Genomic DNA, 23,883 nt, shown 5'->3' with positions numbered 1-23,883 from the left:
TTCCGAATGTAGTGTCACCCGGCCGTCGTGTGCCCGTTTTGCGGGAACCTCCCCCCGGAAGAGCGGGTTCTGCTACCGACGGGTCAACCCTCGTACGGGCTCCGGCGGGCACGCGCCCCGTCGCGCTCCTCGTGCGCGGGTTCGATGCGGCCACCTGCTTGCCCGCTTCGCTTAACGTGCAGGCCACCGAGGCCGTACGCTCCTGCCTTGTCTTGAACTGCACACCACCGCACATGTGAAGGCGGATCCCGTATATGGACAGCGCAGAGTACGAGCGCAAGATCGCCGCCCGATTCGCCCTCTTCGACCAGGACGGCAACGGCTATATCGACCGCGAGGACTTCAGCAAGGCCGCGCGCGCGGTGATGGCCGAATTCGGCATCACCGCCCGCTCCGACAAGGGGCAGGCGGTCTTCAGCGGGGCCGAGGCGTTCTGGCAGGGCATGGCCGGCATCGCCGACGTGGACGGCGACCAGCGGGTCACCCGCGAGGAGTTCGTCACCGGGGCGGCCAAGCGGCTGCAGGACAGCCCCGAGCGGTTCGCCCGGATCGCGGAGGACTTCCTGCACGCGGTGATCGCGGTCGCCGACGAGGACGGCGGCGGCGTGACCCCGCCGGCCGCGGCCCGGGTGCTGCGGGTGCTGGGCATCGAAGGGGACCTGGCCGTGACGGTGGCCGCCGCGCTGGACGACGACGGGGACGGCCGGATCTCGGAGGCCGGGATCCTGACCGCCTTCGCCGCCTACTGCGGGGTCGACCCGGACGCGTGACCGCCCACGCCGTCGTCCCCGGCCCCGCTCAGCGCGCCGCGGCCGGGGACGACGGCGGGCTGGACGGCGGGTTGGACTGCGGGCTGGACGGCGGGTTGGACGGCGGGTTGGAGGGCCCGGCGGGATGGGCCTCGGCCGGCAGCTCCCACGCGTGCTCCGGGGTGATGACCTTCGTGACCGCCGCGGCGATCTGCGAGCTCAGGTTGCCGCCCTCGTCGGTGTCGGCGTTGACCAGCACGACGAGCGTGGCCCCGGCCGAGGGCAGCCGTACGGCGACGGCCTCGTAGCCGGGCAGTTCGCCGTTGTGCCCGATCCACCCGTCGATCTCGGCGATGCCCAGCCCGTAGCGGATGCCGGGGTGACCGGTCGGTCCCATGCGCAGCCGCTGGGCCTGGGTGCCCGTCTCCAGGAGCGGCTCGCCGCCGGGAAGCCTTCCGGAGACCAGGACGGGCACCCAGCGGTGCAGGTCCTCCAGGTCGGAGACGACCGCTCCGGCGGCCCACGCCCAGGAGGGGTTCCAGTTGGAGGCGTCGGCGGTCTTCCCGTCCGGCGTGAAGTTCGTGTACCCGTGGGCGTAGGGCGAGGGCATCGCGCCGGTGTCCGGGAGCGAGGTGTCGTTCAGCCCGGCCGGTCCGAAGACGTGTTCTTCCAGGTACGCGTCGAGGGGCTGCCCGGTCACCTTCTCGATCAGCATGCCCAGCAGGACCGTGTTGGTGTTGCTGTACTCCCATTTCGTCCCGGGCGGGAAATCGGGCGGATGCGCGAAGGCGGTGTCCACCAGCTGCCGCGGCGTCCAGGAGTGCTGCGGATCGTCTTTCATGGTGGTCAGCAAGCCTTCGTCCTCGGTGTAGTTGTAGAGGCCGCTGCGCATGTCCGCGAGCTGCCGGACGGTGATCCGGTCGCCGCCGGGCACCCCGTCCACGTACCGGGAGATCGGGTCGTCCAGGCCGACCTTGCCCTCGTCGACGAGCCGGAGCAGTGCGGTGATGGTGAAGGTCTTGGTGACACTTCCGATCCGGCTGTACAGGTCGGCCTTCATCGGAAGGCCCAGGGTCTTGTCGGAGGTGCCGAAGGAGCGCACGTAGTCGCCGCGGCCGTCGATCCACACCCCGACGTTGGCGCCGGGGATGTCGGCCTCCTCCATCACGTCCTCGATGGCCCGGTCGAGCCGTTCGACGGTGACGGGGTCGAGGTCCGCGCGCAGCGCCGCTGCCGGGGCGGGGGCCTGCGCGGTGCCGAGCACGCCCAGCACCAGTGCGGCGGCGGCACAGGCCGTACGGCTTCGGAGTCCTGGCATGGGGAGATCACCTCAAGGTGCCGGTCCCCGAGAGCGACGGGCATGCCCCTCCCATCCTAGGAAGGGCTCCCGGCGACGGCGACCGGGCGCGGCTCGCTGCCAAGCGCAGCCTGCTGCTCGGTCCCGGGCGCCGGGTGGACCGACTGCCGGCGGACGCTGCGGGCGCTCAGTCCGCGTAGCGTTCGCGCAGCTTGTACTTCAGGACCTTGCGCAGCGTGTCGTTGCGGGGGAGGGCCTCGACCAGCTCCAGCTGTTCGGGCAGCTTGTGGGTGGCGAGGCCCTCGGCGCGCAGGTGCGCGGTGACGGCGGACAGGGTCAGCGGTTCGGCGCCGGCCGGCTGTTCGACCACGGCGCAGACCCGTTCGCCGCGGTCGGGGTCCGGCAGCCCGATGACGGCCGCGTCGGAGACGCCGGGCAGGCCGTGCAGCAGGTCCTCGATCTCCTTGGCGGAGATGTTCTCGCCCTTGCGGATGATGACGTCCTTGCTGCGGCCGGTGAGGACCAGGTGGCCGTCCTCGGTGAGCCGGCCGAGGTCGCCGGTGATCAGGTAGCCGTCGGCGTCGAACACGGCGGCGGACTGGGCGGGGTCGAGGTAGCCGCGGCAGACGGCCTCGCCGCGCAGCCGGACCTCGCCGTCCGTTCCGGCCGGGAGGGGTTTGCCGTCCGGGTCGGTGATGCGGACGGACATGCCGGCGGGGGGCCGGCCCTCGGTGTTCGCCAGGTTCTCGTCGGTGTCGTCCGGGGAGCCCATGGTGATCATCGGGACCTCGGTCATGCCGTAGCCGTGGGTGAGCCGGCAGCCCAGCTCGCGCGTGACGGCGTGGTAGAGCTCGGGGGGCTTGGGCGCCCCGCCGCCCGCCAGCAGCCGCAGGCTGGGGATCAGCTTGCCGCCGGGCGGCAGCTTGCGCTGCTCGGCCAGGAACATGGAGTAGAAGGCCGTGGAGCCGCCCGCCACCGTGACCCCGTGCCGCCGGTAGCCGTCCAGGGCGTCGGGGAGCGCGAACTTCTCGAAGAGGACCGCCGGGAAGCCGTAGAGGAGCAGCATCACCAGGTAGTCGGGGCCGCCTATGTGGGCGTAGGGGAAGGCGATGGAGCCGACGTCGGACCCGCTCAGGTGGAGCGCGTGAGCCAGGCAGGAGCCGCCGGCGATGAGCGAGCGGTCGGTGTGCAGCACGCCCTTGGGGTCCGAGGTGGTGCCGGAGGTCCAGTAGATCCACCGGACGTCCGTGCCGGACTCGGGGGGCGCGGGCAGGACCGCGGGGTCGCCCTCGGGCAGGTCCTCGTAGGCCTCGAAGACGCCGCGGGCGCCGAGCCGCAGGGCCATGGCGGTGTGGTCGAAGCCGCGCCAGGTGCCGGGTACGGCGAAGAAGGCGGCCCCGGCCGCCGTGAGGGCGAAGCCGACCTCGCGGTCCCGGTAGAAGGGGATGACGGGGGACTGGACGGCGCCGAGCCGGGCCAGGGCGACGGACAGCAGCACCGTCTCGATCCGGGTGGGCAGCTGCCAGGCGACGACCGTGCCGGGGCGCACGCCGAGGCCGTACAGGCCGGCGGCGACGCGCTCGGCGCGGTCGCGCAGCCCGCCGAAGGTGAGGGTCCGGCCGGTCTCCGCCTCGATCAGCACCGGCGCGTCCGGCGTGAGCGCGGCCCGGCGGGCGATCAGTTCCCAGAAGGTGGCCGACCGGTCCAGTTCGCGTGCGGTGTCCGTCATGCCCGGCCTCCCGTGGCGTCGCGACCTGACGTTGTGTCAGATCGACGCAGAGCGTAGGCCGGGAGCGCTTTACGGTCCAGGGTGCGCGGGGCTAGCTTGTTTCTGACGGGTCATCAGAAAAGGCTCTCGAAGCCGGCGAGGGGACTTCATGGAACTGCCTCGGATCATCAGCGTCGACGACCACGTGATCGAACCCGCCCATCTCTTCGACCGCTGGCTGCCCGCCAAATACCGGGACCGCGGCCCCAAGGCCGTCACCGCGGGCATCGGCGAGCTCGCGTACGTCGGCGGCAAGTACCAGATCACCATGGACCCCGACGGCCCGCCCACCGACTGGTGGATCTACGAGGACCTCAAGTTCCCGTACAAGCGCAACATCGCCGCCGTCGGCTTCGACCGGGACGAGATGACCCTGGAGGGCATCACCCGGGAGGAGATGCGGCGCGGCTGCTGGGACCCGGCGGCCCGGCTCGCCGACATGGACCTCAACCACGTCGAGGCCTCGCTGTGCTTCCCGACCTTCCCGCGGTTCTGCGGCCAGACCTTCGCCGAGGCCCACGACAAGGAGGTCGCGCTCGCCTGCGTCCGCGCCTACAACGACTGGATGGTCGAGGAGTGGTGCGGGGACAGCGGCGGCCGGCTGATCCCGCTGTGCATCATCCCGCTCTGGGACATCGACCTGGCCGTCGCCGAGATCCGCCGCAACGCCGCCCGCGGGGTCAAGGCCGTCACCTTCTCCGAGATCCCCACCTACCTGGGCCTGCCGTCCATCCACTCCGGCTACTGGGACCCCTTCTTCGCCGTCTGCCAGGAGACCGGCACCGTCGTGAACATGCACATCGGGTCCTCCTCCCAGATGCCCGCCGCCTCCCCCGACGCCCCGCCCGCCGTCCAGGCCAGCCTGAGCTTCAACAACGCGATGGCCTCGATGATGGACTTCCTCTTCAGTGGGGTGCTCGTCCGCTTCCCCCGGCTCAAGCTCGCCTACAGCGAGGGCCAGATGGGCTGGATCCCGTACGCCCTGGAGCGCGCCGACGACGTGTGGCAGGAGCACCGCGCCTGGGGCGGGGTGCGCGGACTGATCCCCGAGCCCCCCTCGACGTACTACTACCGGCAGATCTTCTGCTGCTTCTTCCGTGACAAGCACGGCATCGCCTCCCTCGACGTCGTCGGCCGCGACAACGCCACCTTCGAGACCGACTACCCGCACGTGGACTCGACCTTCCCGCACACCAAGGAGGTCGCCCTCGACCACGTCGAGGGCCTGGACGAGGAGACCGTCCACAAGCTGATGCGGGGCAACGCGATCCGGATGCTCGGACTGGACCTGGTCTGAGCGGCCATGGACCTCACCTACACCGAGGCGGAAGAGGAGTTCCGGGCCCGGCTGCGCAAGTGGCTGGCCGAGGTGCTGCCCGGGCTCCCGGCCGCACCCCCGCCCGGCGACTGGCCGGGCCGGCGGGCGTACGACGCGGGCTGGCAGCGCATGCTGCACGACGCCGGGTACGCCGACGTGCACTGGGACGCGTCCCCGACCCGGCGGCTGATCTTCCTGGAGGAGACCGAACGGGCCGGCGCCCCCTACGTCGGCGCCAACTTCGTCGGGCTGCTGCACGCCGGGCCCACCATCGCCGCCGAGGGCACCCGGGCCCAGCGCGAGCGCTGGCTGCCCCCGGTCCTGCGCGGGGACGAGATCTGGTGCCAGGGCTTCTCCGAGCCGGACGCCGGCTCGGACCTGGCCTCCCTGCGCACCCGGGCGGTCCGCGACGGCGACCACTACGTGGTCACCGGATCGAAGATCTGGACCTCGCACGCGGAGGTCGCCGACTGGTGCGAGCTGCTGGTGCGCACCACCCCCGTCAGCGCCGCCACGCCCAAGCACCGGGGGATCACCTGGCTGGCGATGCCGATGGACGCGCCCGGGGTCACCGTCCGGCCGCTGCGGACGCTGGCCGGGTCCACCGAGTTCGCCGAGATGTTCCTCGACGAGGTCCGGGTGCCGGTGGCCAACCGGGTCGGCGAGGAGGACGACGGCTGGCGGGTCACCATGGTCACCCTCTCCTTCGAGCGGGGGACGGCCTTCGTCGGGGAGGTCGTGGCCTGCCGGCGCACCCTGGGCCGGCTGGCCCGCGAGGCGCGCCGCAACGGCCGCTGGGACGACCCGGTGCTGCGGCGGCGGCTGGGCCGGCTGCACGCCGAGTTCGGCGCGCTGTGGCGGCTCACCCAGTGGAACGTCAGCGAGGCCGAGAAGTCGGGCGGGGTGCCGGGGGTGGGCGGCTCGGTGTTCAAACTGCGCTACTCGCACGCCCGGCAGGAGCTGTACGACACGGCGGCCGAGGTGCTCGGGGCCGGGTCCCTGTCCCTCGACGGGGAATGGACCCTGGACCGGCTCTCCTCCCTCTCGTACACGATCGCGGCGGGCACCTCGCAGATCCAGCAGAACATCGTGGCCGAGCGGATCCTCGGCCTTCCGAAGGGCCGGTGAGGATTGTGGAGGTGTGGCCGTGGACTTCCGGCTGACCGAGGACCAGCGCGACCTGCGGGCGGGCGTACGGGAGCTCCTCGCGGGCCGCTACGGGAGGGAAGCCCTGCGGGCCTCGCTCGACACCGGGACGGCGGTGGACCGCGGGCTGTGGCGGGAGCTGGGCGGGGCGGGGTTCTTTGCCCTGCGGCTGCCGGAGGCGGAGGGCGGGGTCGGGCTCGGGCTGCCGGAGGCGGTGCTCGTCTTCGAGGAGGCCGGGCGCGCCCTGGTGCCCGGTCCGCTGGTCGCCACGCACCTGGCGGCCGGTACGGTGCCGGGCGCGGCGGAGGGCCTGGCGGTGGTCACGGCGTACGACCTGGCGGACGGGCTGGTGACCCACCTCGCCGAGGCGGACGCGGTGCTGGGGGCCGCCCTTCCCGACGGGGCGCGGCCGGCCGGCACCCCGACCGCCTCGGTGGACCCGCTCACCCCGCTGCACCGGGTGGCCGGGGCCGGCGTGGCCGGGGCGTACCGGGCGGAGGGCGCGCTGCTGACCGCGGCGCTCCAGTCGGGCAGTGCGCTGCGGACGGTGGAGCTGGCGGTGGCGTACGCCGGGGAGCGTGAGCAGTTCGGGCAGCCGATCGGCGCCTTCCAGGCGGTCAAGCACCTGTGCGCGCAGATGCTGGTGCGGGCCGAGCTGGCCCGTACGGCGGTCTACGCGGCGGCGGTGACGGGCGCGCCGGCGGAGACCGCGGCGGCGAAGCTGCTGGCGGACGAGGCGGCCGTGCGCAACGCCCGGGACTGCCTGCAGGTGCACGGCGGGATGGGGTTCACCTGGGAGGCGGACGTGCACCTGCACCTCAAGCGGGCGTGGTTGCGGGCCGAGCAGTGGTGCACGGCGGCGGAGGGGGAGGAGCTGCTGGCGGCGGACCTGCTGGCCGCCGTGTGACGGCAGAGGACGGCAAAGGTCGGCAGGTAGGACGGCAAAGGCCGGCAGGGTACGGCAAAGGATGGCAGGGGACGGCAGAGGACGGCAGAAGACGCGTAACGCGAGTCACGGGTGGGACGGGCGGGGACGCGTGTCTGATTACGGAGAGTTGATATCGGTTTGTGTCCTTCGCCGGGCTCATTACGGACCGCAGTCGGTGGCCGCTCCGGTACGCTCCCGTCAATGCGAGCGGCCCGGCGGCGTGAGCGTCGCACAGTATGCACCACGCCTACTCCTTCGCGCTGGAATATGCCCGAAGCGCTTGTTGTGGTGACTGTATGTCAACCATGCTGCTCTGCAAGGGGGTCACGGTCGGTGATCCCATCGTCCTTTCGCGAGGCGAAGTGTCCGCCGGTTCGGATGGTGTGAGCGGTGCAGGTGCTTCAGGTTCAGCTGGAGGTAGGCCCGGATCCCGCGGAGGTCGGCCGGGCGCGCAGATGGGCGCGCTCCCGGCTGGCCGGGTCCGGCATAGGGGACGACGAGCCGCTCGCCGAAACGCTGATCCTGCTGATCTCCGAGCTGGTCACCAACGCCGTGGTGCACACGGGCTGCCCCGCGGTGCTGCGCATGCTGTTCGGGGGCCCGGGCGTCCGGGTGGAGGTGGCCGACGCCAGCGACCGGCCGCCGGCGCCGCGGCGCGCGGCGGGGGACGATACCGGAGGGCGCGGGCTGGAGCTGGTGGACGGCCTGGCGGACCGCTGGGGCTGGCAGCGCGAGGGTGCCGGCAAACGCATCTGGTGCGAGATCGACCGTTCGGACAAGGGGAGCGCGGACGCTGCAGGGGAAGATTTTGCCGTGTCGCGGGAACCGCGCGTGTACCTCTAACGAGGTGTTGACGGTTCGTCATGTGTTGATCACCCTGGAGTGGAGCGGTTCGTCGCGAGGGGACGCCAAGGGATCACCTTGACGAGTGCGGGTCGCGGGGTGGCGGCTTGCCGTGCGGCGCTCGGGGCGTGCACGACCGTACGCCGCCACCCGCAGTACCTCCGGGACCCTCCCGGGGTGTCCGGGACCGGGGACCCGTGCAGGGCGACCGTACTGGTGCAATCCTGGACACATGATCGCTCAAGGGATGTCCCGTGCGGAGATCGTCGTCGCCGTCGACGGCTCCCAGCACAGCCTGAAGGCCCTGGACTGGGCGGTCGACGCCGCCCGGGCCGGAGGCCGGCAGCTCGTCGTCGTCCACGTGCTCTCCGACGAGACGCAGCTGTGGCGCGCCCGGCGGGACGCGGTGCTCGGCGCGCCGGAGCAGGAGCCGCCCGACCCGGTCACCGAATACGCGCGCAGCCACCTCTACGGACAGGAGGCGCTGCCGGAGATCCGGTACGAGTCGAAGTGGGGCGAGCTGGAGGGGGTCCTCCAGGAACGCGGGGCGCGGGGCTCGCTGCTGGTGCTGGGGTCACGCGGCCGGGGCGGCTTCACGAGCCTGCTGCTCGGCTCCACCAGCCGCGTGGTGGCGACCAAGGCGACCGTGCCGGTGGTGGTCGTCCGGCACACCGCCGAAGCCGCGGCGCCGGACGCGCCGGTCCTGCTCGGGCTCAACCCCACCGAAACCGCCGACGAGGTCGTCGCGTTCGCCTTCTCCTGCGCCGAGGAGCAGGGCCGCCCGCTGGTGGCGCTGACCGCCTTCCCCAGCCCGGTGGCGCCGCTGCCCCTGTTCGGCGCGCCGATGGCGGGCCTGCCGGAGGAGGACAGCGCCCCGCTCACCCGTGAGATCGAACGAGCCCAGCACGAGCGCCTGGCGCCGTACGTCGGGAGCTTCTCCGCGGTGCGGGTGCGGAGCGAGATCGGCGCGGGCGACGCGGCCGGACAGCTGGTCGCCCGCTCGGAGAGCACCGCCCTGCTGGTGGTCGGACGGCACCGCCGCCGGCTGCAGGCGGACTCGCTGATGATGGGTTCGGTCACGAACGCGGTCCTGCACCACGCCCACTGCCCGGTGGCGGTGATCCCGGGCTCGCAGTGACGGATCCCGGCGGCGAGGGCTTCGGAGCGCCCGCCCCGGCGGTGTGGGGAGCACCGGCGGGGCGGACGGGAGGGCGTTTCAGACCGTCGGGGCCGGCTGCCCGCCGAGGAGCGCGAGCAGCTGGTCGCGCTCCTCGCGCCAGATCCGGTGGACGTTCATCCGGGTCGGCCCCTGCTGGTTCGGGAGCTGCATCCGGAAGTCGCTCCAGATGGTGTTGATGCTGACGCCCGAGATCAGGCCGACGGCCTGGGCCCGCGGGATGGCGAAGGCTATCTCCTGCGGGCGGTTGCTCATCCGGCTGGCCCGGTGGATCACCACGGCCTGCTCGGTGACGGTGATGAAGTAGTAGGTGAGGAACGCCTGGCCGATCAGGCCGAGCATGCTCATCAGCCAGACGCTGGGGCCGGCGACGGCCTGGATGGTGACGAGGGGCCGGTCGGCCGGGTTGGCCTCGGCGAGCGCAGCGGTGACCTGCTGCGTGATGGTGGCCTTCTTCATGGCCATGGGGGACTCCTGAGCGGTGGAAACGCGGCCCCCGGGGCTCGGGGGCACCGCAGAGTACCGGCTCGGGAAAGACTGCGGCAGCGCGAGGTGCCTGCGGGCCGGAAGGTCCCCAGTTCCCTCCGGACCGCAGGCGGCCGAGGACGTTCGACGTCCTTGGGTGACAGCCCGCTCTGCCGTCCCCCAGCAGGGAGCCTATGGGGCCGTCGGACGCGGGAGTGTGCGGGGCGTGCGCGGTGTTTCGACTTTCCGTGCAGGCATGTTTGGGGCGCGCAGGGCCGTTTCCGCGGTCTGCCGCCGGTGCTGGGTCGGGGTGGTGCCGTAGGCCTCGCGGAAGGCGCGGGCGAACACGGTGGCGCTGGTGAAGCCCCAGCGGGCGGCGATGGACTGGACGGTGTGGTGGCGCAGTTCGGGGGAGGACAGGTCCTGCCGGCACCGCTCAAGGCGGCGCCGGCGGATGTCGGCCGCGATTCCGGTGGTGCCGGTGGTGCCGGTGGTGCCCGCGGTGGTGCCGGCCGCCCCGGGGGTCGCGTCCTGGCCCTCGAACAGGGCGTACAGCGTGCGCAGCGAAAGGGAATGGTGCTCGGCGATGGCACGCGGGGTCAGCTCCGGGTCGCCGAGGTTGTACTCGACGAAGCGCTCGATCCGCTTCCGCAGGGCGCGGTTGCGGGCCTCCGGCGACAGGTCCTCCGGCGCGTCCGCCTGCTGGGCCAGGCAGGCCGCGGTCAGGTCGACGGCGATGTCGGCCAGCCGGGCCAGGTCCTGCGGCCGGCAGTCGGCCCCCTGCTCCTGGAGGGAGACCATGAACTGGGCCAGGATCGCCGCCATACCGGTGCGCGCGGGAATGCGCCGGGCGAGCAGGGCGTCCAGCCGTTCGGGGCGCAACGGGATGGCCGTACGGGGGAATTGCAGGACGATCGCCTCGACGTGGCCGGACGCGTCGGGGACGCCCGCCTCCCAGGGGTAGGAGGAGTCCCAGAACACCAGGTCGCCGGGGGACAGCGCAGAATCGTTCCGCCGCTGTGTGATCCACTCGCTGCCCGAGGTCACCAGGGCGAGCTGGTACTGCTCGGGGTCACTGCGGCGGATCAGCGCCGGGGTGCGGCGCGAACGCAGCGGGGAGTAGCTGAACTTCGCCACCTGGACCGGACCGAGGTCCAACGCGGACACCGCGGCGTCGAAGGAGTCCGGGGTGTCGGTACTGAGCGCGGTGGGCATCAGCTCGCTCGCCACCACATCACTGAACCAGTCGAACCGGTCCCCGCGCGCAACGGCGTCCCCCGAGATGTTCACCCACATCGGCTCCGTACCCTCCCCTTGGCCGGCCGCTTTCCAGGCTAGCGTTTTCGCTCTACTTGATGGGTTTCTTGTCGTACGTGCCGTCGACGCAGATGAACTGTTCCTTCGGAGGGTCGTACACCACTACTCCTCCACCCTCCTCGCAGGTCTGCGCATCGACGCTGGGCGTGGGACTCGGCGCGGCGGCCGCCGTGGTGCCGAGAGCGGAGGGAAGGGCCAGTATCGCGGCCGTGGTGAACCAGAGAAGTCGTGTGCGCATCGGAAACCTCCGCGCGGGGACGAGCGAAACGGTCAGGACCAGCTTGACCCCACACGTTGGGATGCGCACCCGGGATGTGCGCTGCAGGTGCGTTACCCCAAGTACGGCGGCAGGCTGGAGTCATGAAGAGGACGCCCGCGGTAGTCGTCAAGCCTCCGGACAGCCTCGGCTTGCGGCAAGTCGTGATCCACGGCAAGTCGGTCGAAAAAGTGTGGAGCCCCCGCGAACTGCACAAGGTCCTGGGGCGGGTGGGCCTGGAATTCGAGACCGGCATCCAGTGGCTTGGCGGAGACAGCACCGTCTGGCCGGACCGTCGGTGGAGGCGGCGAACCATCGGCGCCTGCATGGCGGTTGGCCTCCTCGCGACCGCGTGGGTGTGCCTCTTGATTGGGAAAAGGGACACGGTTGACGCCCTCACCTTCGCCGGGCGCGTAACTGGGATGATCTTTATTTTCATGGTGGGGGCGGAGCTGTGCGCGGCGGCGGCCACTCTCGACTATTGGCGCAAACGGAAGCGCAAGTACTCGGGGCCGACCGTCTTGCTCGGCACCCTGATCGCGCTTCTGGTCAGCTTGTTGCTGATCTACATGCACCTCGTCAGTCAGCCGTACACGACCGAATTGCTGCGCTGGATACTCCTTGCGATCTGGTCGCTGTGGGCTGTGGGGACACTCGTCCGCGACCGAGCGTGGAGGGGACTTCGATATCCCGCACGCGTTGCGATCGGGGCGATAGTCTCCACCCTCCTCGTCATCTCCAATCTGGCGTACACCCAGATCTATGTCCCCTCCGTGATTACTCCGCTGGTGCTGGGTACGGCCGAATTCGGGACGCCGAGTCTGGGCGAGAAGGGGCGGGTGATGTACCTGCCGGTGCGTCTGAGTATCAAGAATGCCGGCGAGGTTCCGGTCTATGTTCTCGGCAGCATCTACTGGATCAATGGCGTCCAGAGGATCGCGGGTGTGGCGGAACGCAATTCCGATCTGCTCCAACCCGGCGAGTTCATCAGGCCGCCGGGGCGGCCTTTGAGTCCGAAAGAGGAATTCTCGGAGGATGTGGTCGTCAAGGTCCCGACGTCCGGCAAACCTCGGTATGAGGCAGTCACGGCCCAGATGGACGCCTGTGTGATCAGGAAGGACAGGGTGAAGATACTCGGCGCTTACGAGGAATCAGGGAAGTGGCGCAGTCGACTCAAGAGGGAGGGGAAAGATGTGGATCCTCCGGGACCCGCGTCCGAGTACCTCAGATACCAGTCCCAAATCGCCAACAGCAGTGAACTCCTGAATTTGACGAGAGGTCGGGAGCGGGTGACGTTGTGGTGGGTGCTTGGGGAAAGCCAGTCACCGGATCCCTTCCTGGACGTCGACGTGTCGCCACCGGGCGAGAAGAAGACCTATCGCCTCAAGGACCCCGGCGCGAGGAAGCGCGCTGAAGAGCTGTACGGCCTCCAGTTCGTCCAGGGCTCGATGGCGCAGGCCCCCACGACGGGGCTGATCAGGGAGGCGCAGGCTTCTCCGCGTCCGCGCCGGCCCTGACCGGTCGTCCCCGCCTCAGAGAATCGCCACCGGCGCCACCGGGGTCCCCGTTCCGCCCACGAAGGGCTCCGGCATGGCGGACAGGAAGAAGCTGTGGCGGCCCTCTTCTGCACAGGCTGTGGACAAGGTTTCGAGGTTCCAGTTCTGGCCCTGGTGCATGCCCATCTCGACCAGGTCGAGCGCGTGCACCGGCAGCCACAGGTCCTCGATCTCCGGGGGGAAGATCTCGAAGGTCAGGGTGTCGTTCGCGACCGCCGCCACGTCCCGGGCGTGGAACCACTCCGGTGTGCGCACCGAGAGCCCCGGGGACGGGAAGCCGTAGCCGTGCTTGTCGCCCGCCAGGTAGCTCCGGATCTGGCCCGTGCGGACCAGCACGATGTCGCCCGCCCGTACCTTCACCCGGCCGAACTCCTCGGCCTCGGCCAGGTCCGCCGGGGTGACGGCGTGGTCCCCGGGCAGCCGCTCCAGGCCCTTGGCGCGGGCGACGTCCAGCAGGACCCCGCGCGAGGCGATGGGGGTGGCCTTGTCGATGCCGCTGAACTCGGCCCGGTTGTGCGCGGTGATCGAGGAGGCCGGGCGTCCGTTGTAGATGCGGCCCGAGTGGGAGACGTGCGTCAGGGCGTCCCAGTGGGTGGCGGACTGGAGGCCCATGGTCACCGCGTCGTCGTTGCACGCCACCGTGCCCGGCCCGAAGATCTCCTGGTTGATCTGCACCATCGTGTGCAGCGGATTGATCCGGCCGGGGATCAGGCCGGCCTGGACGCCGTCCTCCCTGAGCGGGAGGGCGAGCGGCACGCGGAGCCCGCTCCGGACCTCCCGCGCGGCCTCCCGCACCACTTCGGGCGTGATCAGGTTCAGGGTGCCGATCTCGTCCTCGGCTCCCCAACGGCCCCAGTTGTTCACGCGCTTGGCGATCTCGTGGAACTCGGCCGGCAGGGACATGGCTCCTCCTCGGGGCTTGTGCGCGCGTATCCGACTGCCCATAGAATCTAACGGTCCGTCAGAAACCGCGGGAAGGGGCCGGACGTGGGGAACTTCTTGGCAGGCAAGGTCGTCGCCGTCACCGGCGCGGGGCGGGGCATCGGCCGGGCCGTCGCCCTCGCCGCCGCCGCCGAGGGCGCACGGGTCGTGGTCAACGACTACGGGGTCTCCATCGAGGGCGGGGAGCCCAGCAGCGAAGTAGCCGAGTCCGTGGTGAAGGAGATCACCGCGGCGGGCGGCGAGGCGGTGGCCGTCGCCGACGACGTGTCCACCATGGAGGGCGGGCAGCGGATCGTCGACACCGCGCTCGCGCAGTACGGCCGTATCGACGGAGTCGTGTGCGTGGCCGGGATCCTCCGCGAGCGCATGCTGTTCAACATGAGCGAGGGGGAGTGGGACCCGGTCGTCGCCACCCACCTCAAGGGCACGTTCACCGTGTTCCGGGCCGCCTCCGCGGTCATGCGGAAGCAGGGCACCGGCACCCTCATCGGGTTCACCAGCGGCAACCACCAGGGCAGCGTCGCCCAGGCCAACTACTCCGCCGCCAAGGGCGGGATCATCTCGCTGGTCCGCAGCGCCGCCCTCGGCCTGCACCGGTACGGGGTGACCGCCAATGCCGTCGCACCCGTCGCCCGTACCCGGATGTCGGCCAACGTGCCCATGGAGCTCAAGGAGATCGGGGAGCCGGAGGACGTCGCCGCCCTGGTCACCTACCTGCTCAGCGACCGGGCCCGGGAGGAGGGGATCACCGGCCAGGTGTACACCATCGCCGGGCCCAAGATCGCCGTATGGGCGCAGCCGCGCGAACTCCGCGCCGGATACGCGGACGGCGCCTGGACCCCCGAGCGGATCGCCGACTTCCTGCCCGGCACCGTCGGCGTCGATCCGATGCCGATGCTGGCGCAGCTGGAGGCCATGGCCAAGGCGGCGGCCGCCAAGGACCGCCCCAACGCGTAGGGGCGCGGCGGTGGACTTCGGATTCGGCGCGGCGGACCGGGAGTTCCGGGCGAGCGCGCGGGACTGGCTCGCCGGACACCTGGTCGGGCCGTACGCCGAGGCCGTCGGGCTGGGCGGGCCGGGCAGCGAGCACCAGGGGGTCGCTGCCCGGCGCGCCTGGGAGCGGGAACTGGGGCGGGGCGGCTGGATCGGCCTGGGCTGGGAGGCGGAGGCCGGCGCGTACGGGCAGCAGCGGGCCTCGCTCACCCAGCAGGTGGTGTGGGCCGAGGAGTACGCGCGGGTCCGCGCCCCCGGCCGGGTCGGCCACATCGGCGAGAACCTCCTCGCCCCGACCCTGATCGCGTACGGCAGCCGGGAGCAGCGGGACCGCTTCCTGCCGGGCATCGCACGCGGCGAGGAGCTGTGGTGCCAGGGCTACAGCGAGCCGGAGGCCGGCTCGGACCTGGCGGGGGTCCGTACGACCGCCGTGCGCGAGGGGTCCGGGCGGACGGGCTACCGGGTCGCCGGGCAGAAGATCTGGACCTCGCTGGCCCAGGACGCCGACTGGTGCTTCGTGCTGGCCCGCACCGAGGCGGGGTCCCGGCGGCACCAGGGGCTGTCCTTCCTCCTGCTGCGGATGGACCAGCCGGGCCGGATCGAGGTCCGGCCGATCCGGCAGCTGTCCGGCACCAGCGAGTTCAACGAGGTGTTCTTCGACGGCGCCCTCGCCGAGGAGGTCGTCGGTGGCGAGGGGAACGGCTGGACCGTGGCCATGGGCCTGCTGGCCCTGGAGCGGGGCGTGTCCACCCTGGTCCAGCAGATCGGCTTCGCGGCCGAGCTGGAGCGGGTGGTCGCCGACCACCTGCGGGCCACGGGCGCCGTTCCCGCCGACCCGGTGCTGCGGGACCGCCTCGTCAGGCAGTGGGCGGAGCTCCGCACCATGCGCTGGAACGCGCTGCGCACCCTCGGCGGCACCGGCGATCCGGGCGCCCCGAGCGTGGCCAAGCTGCTGTGGGGCGGCTGGCACAAGCGGCTCGGGGAGCTGGCGGTGGCGGTCCGGGGCGCGGAGGCCGCGGCCGGGGTGCGGGACTGGGCCCCCGGCGAGCCGTACGAGGAGGGGCTGGACGAGGCGCAGCGGCTGTTCCTGTTCACCCGCGCCGACACGATCTACGGCGGTTCGGACGAGATCCAGCGGAACATCATCGCCGAGCGGGTGCTCGGCCTCCCCAAGGAGCCCAGGAGGTTCAGTTGAGAGGCGTCGTGTTCGACGGCAAGCGGGCGCAGGTGGTCGACGACCTGGAGGTGCGCGACCCCGGGCCGGGCGAGGTACTGGTGGCGATCGCGGCGGCCGGGCTCTGCCACAGCGATCTCTCGGTGATCGACGGGACGATCCCCTTCCCGCCGCCGGTGGTGCTGGGCCATGAGGGAGCCGGGGTCGTGGAGGCGGTCGGAGCGGGAGTGACGCACGTGGCGCCCGGTGACCACGTCTCGCTGTCCACCCTGGCGAACTGCGGGGCCTGTGCCGACTGCGACAGGGGCCGGCCCACGATGTGCCGGAAGGCGATCGGAATGCCCGGCCGGCCGTTCTCACGGGGCGGGCAGCCGCTGTTCCAGTTCGCCTCCAACTCGGCCTTCGCGGAGCGGACCCTGGTCAAGGCGGTGCAGGCGGTCAAGATCCCGTCCGATATCCCGCTGACCAGCGCGGCCCTGATCGGCTGTGGGGTGCTGACGGGCGTGGGCGCGGTGCTGAACCGGGCGAAGGTCGACCGCGGCGAGAGCGTCGTCGTCATCGGCAGCGGCGGCATCGGGCTGAACGTGCTCCAGGGCGCCCGGATAGCGGGCGCCTCGGTGATCGTCGCGGTGGACGCGAACCCGGCGAAGGAGCCCGTGGCCCGGCAGTTCGGCGCCACCCACTTCGTGGACGCCTCGGCGGTGCCGGACTCCGCCGCGGCGGTCAAGGAGATCCTGCCGACCGGTGCCGACCACGTCTTCGAGTGCGTGGGCAACGTGAAGCTGATCCGGCAGGCCATCGACCTGCTCGACCGGCACGGGCAGGCGGTGCTGCTGGGCGTGCCGGGATTCACGGAGGAGGCGGCCTTCCAGGTCTCCTCGCTCTACCTGGACAAGACCATCATGGGCTGCCGGTACGGATCCTCCCGCCCGCAGCGCGACATCGCCCTCTACGCGCAGCTGTACCGCGAGGGCCGGCTGCTGCTGGACGAACTGGTCACCGAGGTCTACCCGGTGGAGGACTTCGCGAAGGCGGTGGACGACGCCCACCACGGGCGCGTGGCACGGGGCGTCCTGACCTTCTGACGGCGGCGGCACGACTCGGGGCCGGGGCGTCCGCCCCCGGCCCCGGCTTCGGCTCTGCCCAGGCAGTGCTGTGGCTTGCGGCCTTGCGGCCTTGCGGCCTTGCGGCCCCGGGCCCGCGGCCGGGCCGGCACGCGCCCGCGGCCGGGCCGGCGCACACGCGCGGCCGGGGCGGGCACGGGCCGGGCCGCTCAGCCGGCGAAGCGGCCGAAGCGTCCCTTGTGGAAGAGCAGCGGCTCGCCCTCGCCGGCTGCGCCCATCGCCTCGACCCGGCCGACGACGATCAGGTGGTCGCCGCCCGTGTGCACGGCGTGGATCCGGCAGTCGATCCAGGCCGGTACGTCGGCCAGCCGGGGCGAGCCGGTCACCGGCGCGGGGGTGTGCTCGACCCCCGCGAACTTGTCGGCGCCGCTGACCGCGAAGGCGCGGCACAGCTCGCCCTGGTCGGCGCCGAGGACGTTCACGCAGAAGACCCCGGCGCGCGCGATGCGCGGCCAGGTGGTCGACGTACGGGACACCATGAACGTCACCAGGGGCGGGTCCAGGGACAGCGAGGCGAAGGACTGGCAGGCGAAGCCGGCCGGCCCGGCCGCGCCCGCGGAGCCGCTGTCGTCCTCGGATCCGTTCTCGGATCCGTCCTCGGCCCGGTCCCCGGCCCCGTCCTCCGGGGCGGCGGGTGCGGTGATGATCGTGACCCCGCTGGCGAAGTTGCCCAGTACGGCGCGGAACTCGGCGGGGCTGATCGGGGCGCGCTCGTCGTCGCCGACGGCGCGGAGATCGGGACGCGGATGCGCGTCGACGGGCGCCGGCTCCGCGGCGGTGGGGGAGCCGACTGACCTGAGGTATCGGACGACGGTGGCCGCCATCCCTGCGTGTCCCATCACCCTCCCGATTGAAACTGACGGAGCGTCAGATGTGAAGCCCCGTGCGCCCGCAACGCCATCCGGCCACCCCGCCCGAAGGGGCTCCCGGCCGGGTGTACGCTCCTGCTTGCTTGAACGTGTTCAAACATGGCTGGGGGGATGCGTGATGTCCGAGCCGTCGAACGCCCCGGAGGGGCGCGGACCGGGAGCGGGGCATGGGCCGCGGCAGACACCGGGGCCGCCACCGGGGCGGGTACCCCGGCCCTGGCCGTACGGCGGCCTGCCGCCGCACCCGATCTCACCGCCACAGGCGGTGCCGGTGCCCCGCGGGCCCCAGCGGGACGGCTACTTCGCGGTCGCCCCCGGCGCCGAGGTGGTGGCCTTCGCCCAGCTGATCCTGCTGGGAGCGGTCGAGCTCGTGCTCTCCGTCACCCGGGACGACTACGGGGCCGCGCTGTACCATCCGCTGGGGCTCTTCTTCCTCCTCCCCGTCGCGCTGGTGGTCCTGCCCGTGCTGTGCCTCCTGCACAGCGCCTTGCTCACGACGCCGGTGATGGCCATGGCCCGGGAGTTCGCCGGGCGCACCCGGCTCCCCGAGCTCCTCTGGGCCCTCGGCTTCCTCGTCGCCGGCGGAACCCTGTACGCCGGACTGCTCGCGGTCGTCGTCGAAGCGCCGTACGGCACGGCCTGGCTCTGGATCACCGGCAGCGGCCTGCTCCCGGTGGCCGCGGCCCGCCACGCCCACGCCAAGGGCATCCGCTGGGCGGGCATGCTCGGACGTACCGCGGCCCTGACACCCGTCGCCGTCGCGGTCATCGCGGCCGGCGGGATCACCGCCTACGAAGCCGGGCTGCTCACCGCGTACGAGCCGCCGCGCCTGGAACGTGCCGCCTACGTGGGCACCTGGAAGGGGAACGGCGGGACGCTCCGGCTGGACGCCGACGGCCGCGCGACCGCCGAACACCTCGACCAGGACGACGGGTTCGAGCGGGTACCCGACTGCGCCGGCACCGGCACCTGGAGGACACGGCCGGCCACCGACTTCCGGCGGGCGGGCGTCGAGGTCCGGATCGACGGCTGCGTCCTCCTGGACGGGTGGGAGACCGCGGGCACGGCGGCCCGGCCGGAGCTCTTCGTCCTGCTCGGAGACCCGGACGCGGGCGACGTCCGCATCCTGACCAGGCACCCCTGAGAGCGGTCCGGAAGAGAAGGCCTAGCCCCACCGGGTGAATGCGGCGCCCCGAACAGGTCAGCCGTACGGCGGAGCGCAGCCGGACTGGGCATCGTGTCGGGGGTCGACGCGGGGGACGGCCCCGACGGCCCGACGGCCCCGAGGGACCCTACGGCCCCGGCCCGCCCCGAACAGCCCCGACAGCCCCGACAGCCCCGGACCGACCCTGGAGGACAGACAGCATGCTCGGCACCGACTTCCGCACCGGATCGCCCAACTGGATCGATCTGGGCAGCCCCGACACCACCGGCGCGGCAGCCTTCTACGGTCTCGTCTTCGGCTGGGAGTTCGTCTCGGCCGGGCCCGACGCCGGCGGGTACGGATTCTTCAGGAAGCACCACAAGACCGTCGCCGCGCTCGGGCCGCTCATGGACGAAGGGTCAAAGAGCGCCTGGATGGTGTACTTCCAGTCCCCCGACATCCAGGCCACCGCCAAGGCCGTCGAGCAGGGCGGCGGCACGGTGCGCGCCGAGCCGATGGACGTGATGGGGGAGGGCTGGATGGCCCAGTTCACCGATCCGCAGGGCGCCGATTTCGCCGCGTGGCAGCCCGGAAAGACCAAGGGGCTCGAAACGGCATCCGCCGACGACACCCTGTGCTGGGTGGAATTGCACGTCGGCGACCCGGCCGCCGGCATCGCCTTCTACCGGACGCTGTTCGGCTGGCGCTCGCAGGAGATGAACGTACCCGGGATGACGTACCGCGTGCTCAGCGTCGGGGAGGGGGACCAGGAGGACGGGTCCTTCGGCGGAGTGGCGCCGCTGCAGGACCGCGATGCCACCCGCTGGGTGCCCTACTTCGCGGTGGCGGACGTGGACGCCACCGAGACGGCGGTGGTGGAGAACGGCGGCTCGGTGCTGATGCCGGGCGTGGACGTGCCCGACGTCGGGCGGATCGCGTGGCTGGAGGACCCGAGCGGGGCGGTGTTCGCCGTACTGAGGCCGAACCCGCAGCAGTAGCGGCGGCCGCGGGGCGCGGGGGCGGTGCGGGCGGGGCCGGGCGCGCCCCCACCCCCCTGCCTCCCCCCCCTGCCTCAGCAGCCCCGGTACTTCGGCGTGCGCCGCTCCACGAAGGAGGCCACGCCCTCGTTGGCGTCCGCCGTGGTCATGTTGATCTCCACCGCCGTGGCCTCGGCGGCCAGCGCCGAGGCCCGGTCACTGTCCAGGGAGGCATTGACGAGCTGCTTGGTCAGGGCGAGCGCCCGGGTCGGGCCCTGGGCGAGGCGCTCCGCCCAGGCACGTGCCGCCGGCTCCAGTTCCTCCGCCGGGACCACCCGGTTGACCAGGCCGAGGCGCTCCGCGTCGGCGGCGGGCAGCGCGTCACCGAAGAACATCAGCTCCTTGGCCTTCTGCGGGCCGACCAGCCGCGGGAGCAGGTACGCGCCGCCGCCGTCCGGGATCAGGCCGCGGCGGACGAACACCTCGATGAACCTGGCCTGTTCGGCGGCGATGACCAGATCGCAGGCGAGGGCGAGGTGGGCGCCGATGCCGGCGGCGGTGCCGTTGACCGCGGCGATCACCGGTTTCTCGCAGTCGAGGACCGCGGTGACCAGGCGCTGCGCGCCGAGGCGGATCATGCGGGCGACGTCCCCTGCGACGCGCTCGCCGCGCTCCGCCGCGGGCCCGCCGCGGAGGTCGGCGCCCGCACAGAACCCCTTGCCGGTCGCGGTGACGACCACGGCCCGCACGGCCGGATCGGCGCTCGCCGCACCGAGCAGCGCGATGACGCGCTCCCGCTGGTCCCAGGTGACGGCGTTCATCGCCTCGGGGCGGTTGAGGGTGATCCAGGAGACACCGTTCTCGGTCCGGTGCAGTACCGAAGTGTCGGGCTCGGGCTCGGACTCGGGCATGGTGCTTGTGCTCCGCTTCTGTCGTGGGTGCTGACGGCTGTGCGACGGTGCGCGGGCGGTCCGCTGCGCGGGGCTTTCCCCCACCCCGCCCCTTCCCGAAACCGGGGCTGCGCCCCGGCCCCCTTTGGGAACCGGGGGCGAGCCCCCGAGCCCCCGGGGCTGCGCCCCAAACCCCCTTGGGGCCCCGGGCCCCTGGGCCCCCCGGGCTCCCGGGCCCCCCGGGCTCCCGGGCTCCCGGGCTCCCGGGCTCCCGGGCTCCCGGGCTCCCGGGCTTCCTGGCTCCCGGGCTTCCGGGCTTCCGGGCTCCCGGGCTCCCGGGCTCCCGGGCTCCCGGGCTTCCTGGCCCCCGGGGCTGTGCCCCAGGCCTCTTGGGGCTGCGCCCCCTGACCGGTCCGGGCTGGGTACCGGACCTTTGGGGCGCAGCCCCGACGTCCCTGGGGGGAACCGGGGGCGAGCCCCCGAGCCCCCGGAAGCTCGGGGCTGCGCCCCAGCCGCCCCGGCGCAGTCCGGTCGGGGCGGAGCCCCGCATTCTTGCCAGCCCCGCCGGCGCTTGAGGCGTGGGTGGGAGGGTGGGGGCACGCCCGGCCGGGGCCGGTCAGCGGCAGACTGCCAAGGCGTCCAGCGCGACAGCGCCCTGGCCGCGCGGGAGGACCATCAGCGGGTTGATGTCCAGTTCCGAGAGTTCGGTGCCCAGTTCCAGGGCCATCCGCTGGACCCGGAGGACCACCTCCACGAGTGCGTCCACGTCCGCCGGCGGGGCGCCGCGGACGCCTTCCAGCAGGGCGTGGCCGCGGAGTTCGCGGAGCATCGCGCGGGCCTGGTCCTCGCCGAACGGGGGCACCCGTACCGCCGCGTCGTGCAGGACCTCGACCAGGACACCGCCCAGGCCCACCGTGACGGTCGGGCCGAAGAGGTCGTCCTGGGTGACGCCGACGACCATCTCCACCCCCCGCTCGACCATCTGGCAGACCAGGATCCCGTCCAGCGGCACGTTCTCGTACCGCGCGATGTCCGTCAGCTCCCGGTACGCGTCGCGGATCTGGCTCGCCGAGGTCAGCCCGATCTTCACGAGTCCGAGCTCGGTCTTGTGGGCCAGCTGCGGGCCGGACGCCTTCATCACCACGGGATAGCCGACCAGGCCGGCCGCCCGTACCGCGGCCGCCGCGCTGGTCACCAGCTGCTCCCGCGGCACCCGGATCCCGTACGCGCGCAGCAGTTGCTTCGCGGCGTGCTCGCTGAGCTGCTGCCCCGGCCGCATCAGGGCCTGCGCCTTCCGGTACGAGGGCGAGGGCGTGCGCGGGGCGTCGTCGAAGGGGGAGCGGTAGCCGGTGGTGAAGCGGTGGTGGTCGAGGTAGGCGCGTACGGCGGTGATGCAGTTGCCGAACGTGCGGAACGTGGCCACCCGGGAGGAGCCGAGCAGGGTCGTGCGGTAGGCGTCCTCCGTGCCCACCGGGGACCCCCACACCACACAGACCAGCTTGTCCGTCGCCTCCGCCGCGTCCACCAGGTCCTGCGCGAGCTTGTCGCTCATCGGCGGGAACGGCCCGGTGATCGGACAGATCAGCACGCCCACGGACGGGTCGGCGAGGATGGCGTCGATGATCTTCCGGCCGCGCCAGTCGCCGACCGGATGGCCGCCGTTGTCCACCGGGTTGGCGACGTTCAGGTACTCCGGTATCCACTGGTGCAGCTCGGTCTGCTTGGCCGCCGAGAGGGTGGGCAGCGAGAGCCCCGCCTCCGTCGCCAGGTCGGAGAAGTGCGCACCGGTGCCGCCGGAGATCGAGTAGACGACCACCCCGTCGGCCTGCGGCCGCCGCGCGCGGGCCAGTAGGGCGGCGGTGTCCTGGAGCTCGTCCAGGCCGTCCACCCGGATCACGCCGAACTGCCGCATCGCGGCGTCCACCACGGTGTCCGCCCCGGTGAGCTTGCCCGTGTGGGAGGCGGCCATCCGGGCGCCGGTCTCGGTGCGGCCGACCTTGACGGCGACCACCGGCACCCCGTTGCGGGCCGCGCGGTCGGCGGCCAGCAGGAAGGAGCGGCCGTCCTTGAGTCCCTCCACGTAGCAGGCGATCGCCCCGACCTCCGGCCGCTCGGCGAAGTAGGAGATGAAGTCGGAGGTCTCCAGGTCGGCCTCGTTGCCGGTCGGGGCCCAGTGCGAGAGCCGGATGCCCAGCTCCTGCAGGGTGTAGACGGGCCGGCCCTGGTGCCCGGACTGGGTGATCAGCGCGATCGCCGGACCGTCGAGGTCCTCGCGGAACTCCTCGAAGGCGTTGAGGTTGGTGTTCGGGCCGAGCAGGCGCATCCCGGAACGCCGTACGGCGGCCGCGAGCCGGGCCTGCGCCTCCTTGCCCTCGTCCCCGGTCTCGGCGAAGCCGGAGGCGAAGGCCACCGCGAACTTCACCTTGGCCTCGGCGAGTTCCTCGATCACCGGCAGCGGGTCGCCGACCAGCAGCACGGCCAGGTCCACCTGCTCGGGCAGGTCCGCGACGGACGCGAAGCAGGGCAGCCCGAAGACGCTGGTCCGGGTGGGGTGCACGGGGTGCAGCCGGGCTCCCACGCGCTCCGCCCAGGCGATGAGCTGGCGGGTGATGCCGGTGTTGGGTCTGCCGTCGGCGTCGGAGGCGCCGATCACGGCCACCGACTCCGGCCGGAAGAACCGGTCGAGGTCGGGCACGTCGGCGTGCAGCGGCCGGCCGCTGACGTCCCGGGCGCCCGCGCCCGCCTTGTCGGTGGTGGGGTCGGCCGTCGTGGAGTGGACGGCGTTGCGGGCATGGTCCCCGCAGGCCTCGACCCGTGCGCGGAAGTCGGTGGTGAGGGTGCCGTGAGTAGATCCAAGCATCGTTCCGCCCGCTCCTGCTCGATGACGCGGATAGGCGTCGAATGATCCGAATGGCCCGTGGCGTCGGACCATTGAACTGACGCCTTGTCA

At 72.3% G+C, this 23,883-nt stretch carries 21 protein-coding genes; 12 read left to right on the top strand and 9 right to left on the bottom strand.

Translation table 11 applies throughout. From position 1 onward, the window contains the following. Positions 1 to 254: 254 nt before the first annotated feature. Positions 255 to 770, top strand: a complete 516-nt coding sequence (locus AC067U_RS14055; protein WP_478829912.1) for an EF-hand domain-containing protein — start codon at positions 255 to 257, stop codon at positions 768 to 770. A gap of 28 nt (positions 771 to 798) precedes the next feature. On the opposite strand, the gene AC067U_RS14050 is transcribed toward AC067U_RS14055, so the two are convergent. Together AC067U_RS14050 and AC067U_RS14045 are read right to left on the bottom strand one after the other, a co-directional pair. Beyond that, complete coding sequence (locus tag AC067U_RS14050) at positions 799 to 2,067, bottom strand: serine hydrolase domain-containing protein (RefSeq protein WP_478829911.1); 1,269 nt, start codon at positions 2,065 to 2,067, stop codon at positions 799 to 801. Between the two features lie 166 nt (positions 2,068 to 2,233). After that, complete coding sequence (locus AC067U_RS14045; RefSeq protein ID WP_478829910.1) at positions 2,234 to 3,775, bottom strand: class I adenylate-forming enzyme family protein; 1,542 nt, start codon at positions 3,773 to 3,775, stop codon at positions 2,234 to 2,236. Positions 3,776 to 3,923: 148 nt separating this feature from the next. Between AC067U_RS14045 and AC067U_RS14040 the strand changes: the two genes are divergently transcribed. The 5 genes from AC067U_RS14040 (at position 3,924) to AC067U_RS14020 (ending at position 9,187) form a co-directional block, all read left to right on the top strand. After that, entirely contained in the window at positions 3,924 to 5,111 is a 1,188-nt protein-coding gene (locus AC067U_RS14040; RefSeq protein WP_478829909.1) for an amidohydrolase family protein, read from the top strand. Positions 5,112 to 5,117: 6 nt separating this feature from the next. Next, positions 5,118 to 6,260, top strand: coding sequence for an acyl-CoA dehydrogenase family protein (locus AC067U_RS14035; RefSeq protein WP_478829908.1), 1,143 nt, complete (start codon positions 5,118 to 5,120; stop codon positions 6,258 to 6,260). 19 nt (positions 6,261 to 6,279) lie between these two features. Further along, positions 6,280 to 7,185 (top strand): acyl-CoA dehydrogenase family protein, encoded by a 906-nt coding sequence (locus AC067U_RS14030; RefSeq protein ID WP_478830116.1) that lies wholly within the window; start codon positions 6,280 to 6,282, stop codon positions 7,183 to 7,185. A gap of 411 nt (positions 7,186 to 7,596) precedes the next feature. Beyond that, complete coding sequence (locus tag AC067U_RS14025; protein ID WP_478829907.1) at positions 7,597 to 8,049, top strand: ATP-binding protein; 453 nt, start codon at positions 7,597 to 7,599, stop codon at positions 8,047 to 8,049. A 232-nt stretch (positions 8,050 to 8,281) separates the two neighbouring features. Continuing rightward, complete coding sequence (locus AC067U_RS14020; RefSeq protein ID WP_478829906.1) at positions 8,282 to 9,187, top strand: universal stress protein; 906 nt, start codon at positions 8,282 to 8,284, stop codon at positions 9,185 to 9,187. A gap of 78 nt (positions 9,188 to 9,265) precedes the next feature. Here AC067U_RS14020 and AC067U_RS14015 read toward each other — a convergent pair whose 3' ends face one another. From AC067U_RS14015 to AC067U_RS14005, 3 genes are all read right to left on the bottom strand, one after another. Further along, a complete protein-coding gene (locus AC067U_RS14015) occupies positions 9,266 to 9,691 on the bottom strand; it encodes a hypothetical protein (RefSeq protein ID WP_478829905.1) in 426 nt (141 codons plus the stop codon). A gap of 192 nt (positions 9,692 to 9,883) precedes the next feature. Further along, complete coding sequence (locus AC067U_RS14010) at positions 9,884 to 10,987, bottom strand: AraC family transcriptional regulator (protein WP_478829904.1); 1,104 nt, start codon at positions 10,985 to 10,987, stop codon at positions 9,884 to 9,886. Between the two features lie 52 nt (positions 10,988 to 11,039). Further along, a complete protein-coding gene (locus AC067U_RS14005) occupies positions 11,040 to 11,246 on the bottom strand; it encodes a hypothetical protein (RefSeq protein ID WP_478829903.1) in 207 nt (68 codons plus the stop codon). Positions 11,247 to 11,368: 122 nt separating this feature from the next. On the opposite strand from AC067U_RS14005, the gene AC067U_RS14000 reads away from it, so the two are divergent. Beyond that, positions 11,369 to 12,781 (top strand): hypothetical protein, encoded by a 1,413-nt coding sequence (locus AC067U_RS14000; protein ID WP_478829902.1) that lies wholly within the window; start codon positions 11,369 to 11,371, stop codon positions 12,779 to 12,781. A 15-nt stretch (positions 12,782 to 12,796) separates the two neighbouring features. Here the strand turns inward: AC067U_RS14000 and AC067U_RS13995 are convergent, their stop codons facing one another. After that, positions 12,797 to 13,723, bottom strand: a complete 927-nt coding sequence (locus tag AC067U_RS13995; protein WP_478829901.1) for a cyclase family protein — start codon at positions 13,721 to 13,723, stop codon at positions 12,797 to 12,799. An 84-nt stretch (positions 13,724 to 13,807) separates the two neighbouring features. Here AC067U_RS13995 and AC067U_RS13990 point away from each other — a divergent pair, with 84 nt between their 5' ends. The 3 genes from AC067U_RS13990 to AC067U_RS13980 are packed head-to-tail and all read left to right on the top strand — an operon-like array spanning position 13,808 to position 17,014. Then, positions 13,808 to 14,719 (top strand): SDR family oxidoreductase, encoded by a 912-nt coding sequence (locus AC067U_RS13990; RefSeq protein ID WP_478829900.1) that lies wholly within the window; start codon positions 13,808 to 13,810, stop codon positions 14,717 to 14,719. Positions 14,720 to 14,729: 10 nt separating this feature from the next. Then, a complete protein-coding gene (locus AC067U_RS13985) occupies positions 14,730 to 15,950 on the top strand; it encodes an acyl-CoA dehydrogenase family protein (RefSeq protein ID WP_478829899.1) in 1,221 nt (406 codons plus the stop codon). After that, on the top strand, positions 15,947 to 17,014 hold the full coding sequence (locus AC067U_RS13980) for a Zn-dependent alcohol dehydrogenase (protein WP_478829898.1): 1,068 nt from the start codon (positions 15,947 to 15,949) through the stop codon (positions 17,012 to 17,014). The genes AC067U_RS13985 and AC067U_RS13980 overlap by 4 nt, the downstream gene beginning before the upstream one ends. 188 nt (positions 17,015 to 17,202) lie before the next feature. Here the strand turns inward: AC067U_RS13980 and AC067U_RS13975 are convergent, their stop codons facing one another. Further along, entirely contained in the window at positions 17,203 to 17,892 is a 690-nt protein-coding gene (locus AC067U_RS13975; RefSeq protein ID WP_478829897.1) for a flavin reductase family protein, read from the bottom strand. A 301-nt stretch (positions 17,893 to 18,193) separates the two neighbouring features. On the opposite strand from AC067U_RS13975, the gene AC067U_RS13970 reads away from it, so the two are divergent. Continuing rightward, positions 18,194 to 19,066 carry a hypothetical protein gene (locus AC067U_RS13970; RefSeq protein ID WP_478829896.1) on the top strand — a complete coding sequence of 291 codons (873 nt, stop codon included), beginning with the start codon at positions 18,194 to 18,196 and terminating at the stop codon, positions 19,064 to 19,066. Positions 19,067 to 19,287: 221 nt separating this feature from the next. Beyond that, on the top strand, positions 19,288 to 20,064 hold the full coding sequence (locus AC067U_RS13965) for a VOC family protein (protein ID WP_478829895.1): 777 nt from the start codon (positions 19,288 to 19,290) through the stop codon (positions 20,062 to 20,064). Positions 20,065 to 20,138: 74 nt separating this feature from the next. Here AC067U_RS13965 and AC067U_RS13960 read toward each other — a convergent pair whose 3' ends face one another. Both AC067U_RS13960 and AC067U_RS13955 read right to left on the bottom strand, forming a co-directional pair. Then, on the bottom strand, positions 20,139 to 20,954 hold the full coding sequence (locus AC067U_RS13960; protein ID WP_478829894.1) for an enoyl-CoA hydratase/isomerase family protein: 816 nt from the start codon (positions 20,952 to 20,954) through the stop codon (positions 20,139 to 20,141). A gap of 595 nt (positions 20,955 to 21,549) precedes the next feature. Then, complete coding sequence (locus AC067U_RS13955; RefSeq protein WP_478829893.1) at positions 21,550 to 23,793, bottom strand: acetate--CoA ligase family protein; 2,244 nt, start codon at positions 23,791 to 23,793, stop codon at positions 21,550 to 21,552. Positions 23,794 to 23,883: the final 90 nt, after the last annotated feature.

Source organism: Streptomyces sp. NPDC043853, from assembly GCF_056436025.1.
The sequence above is the reverse complement of the archived record's forward strand: the minus strand, read 5'-3'. Positions and strand labels throughout refer to the sequence as shown.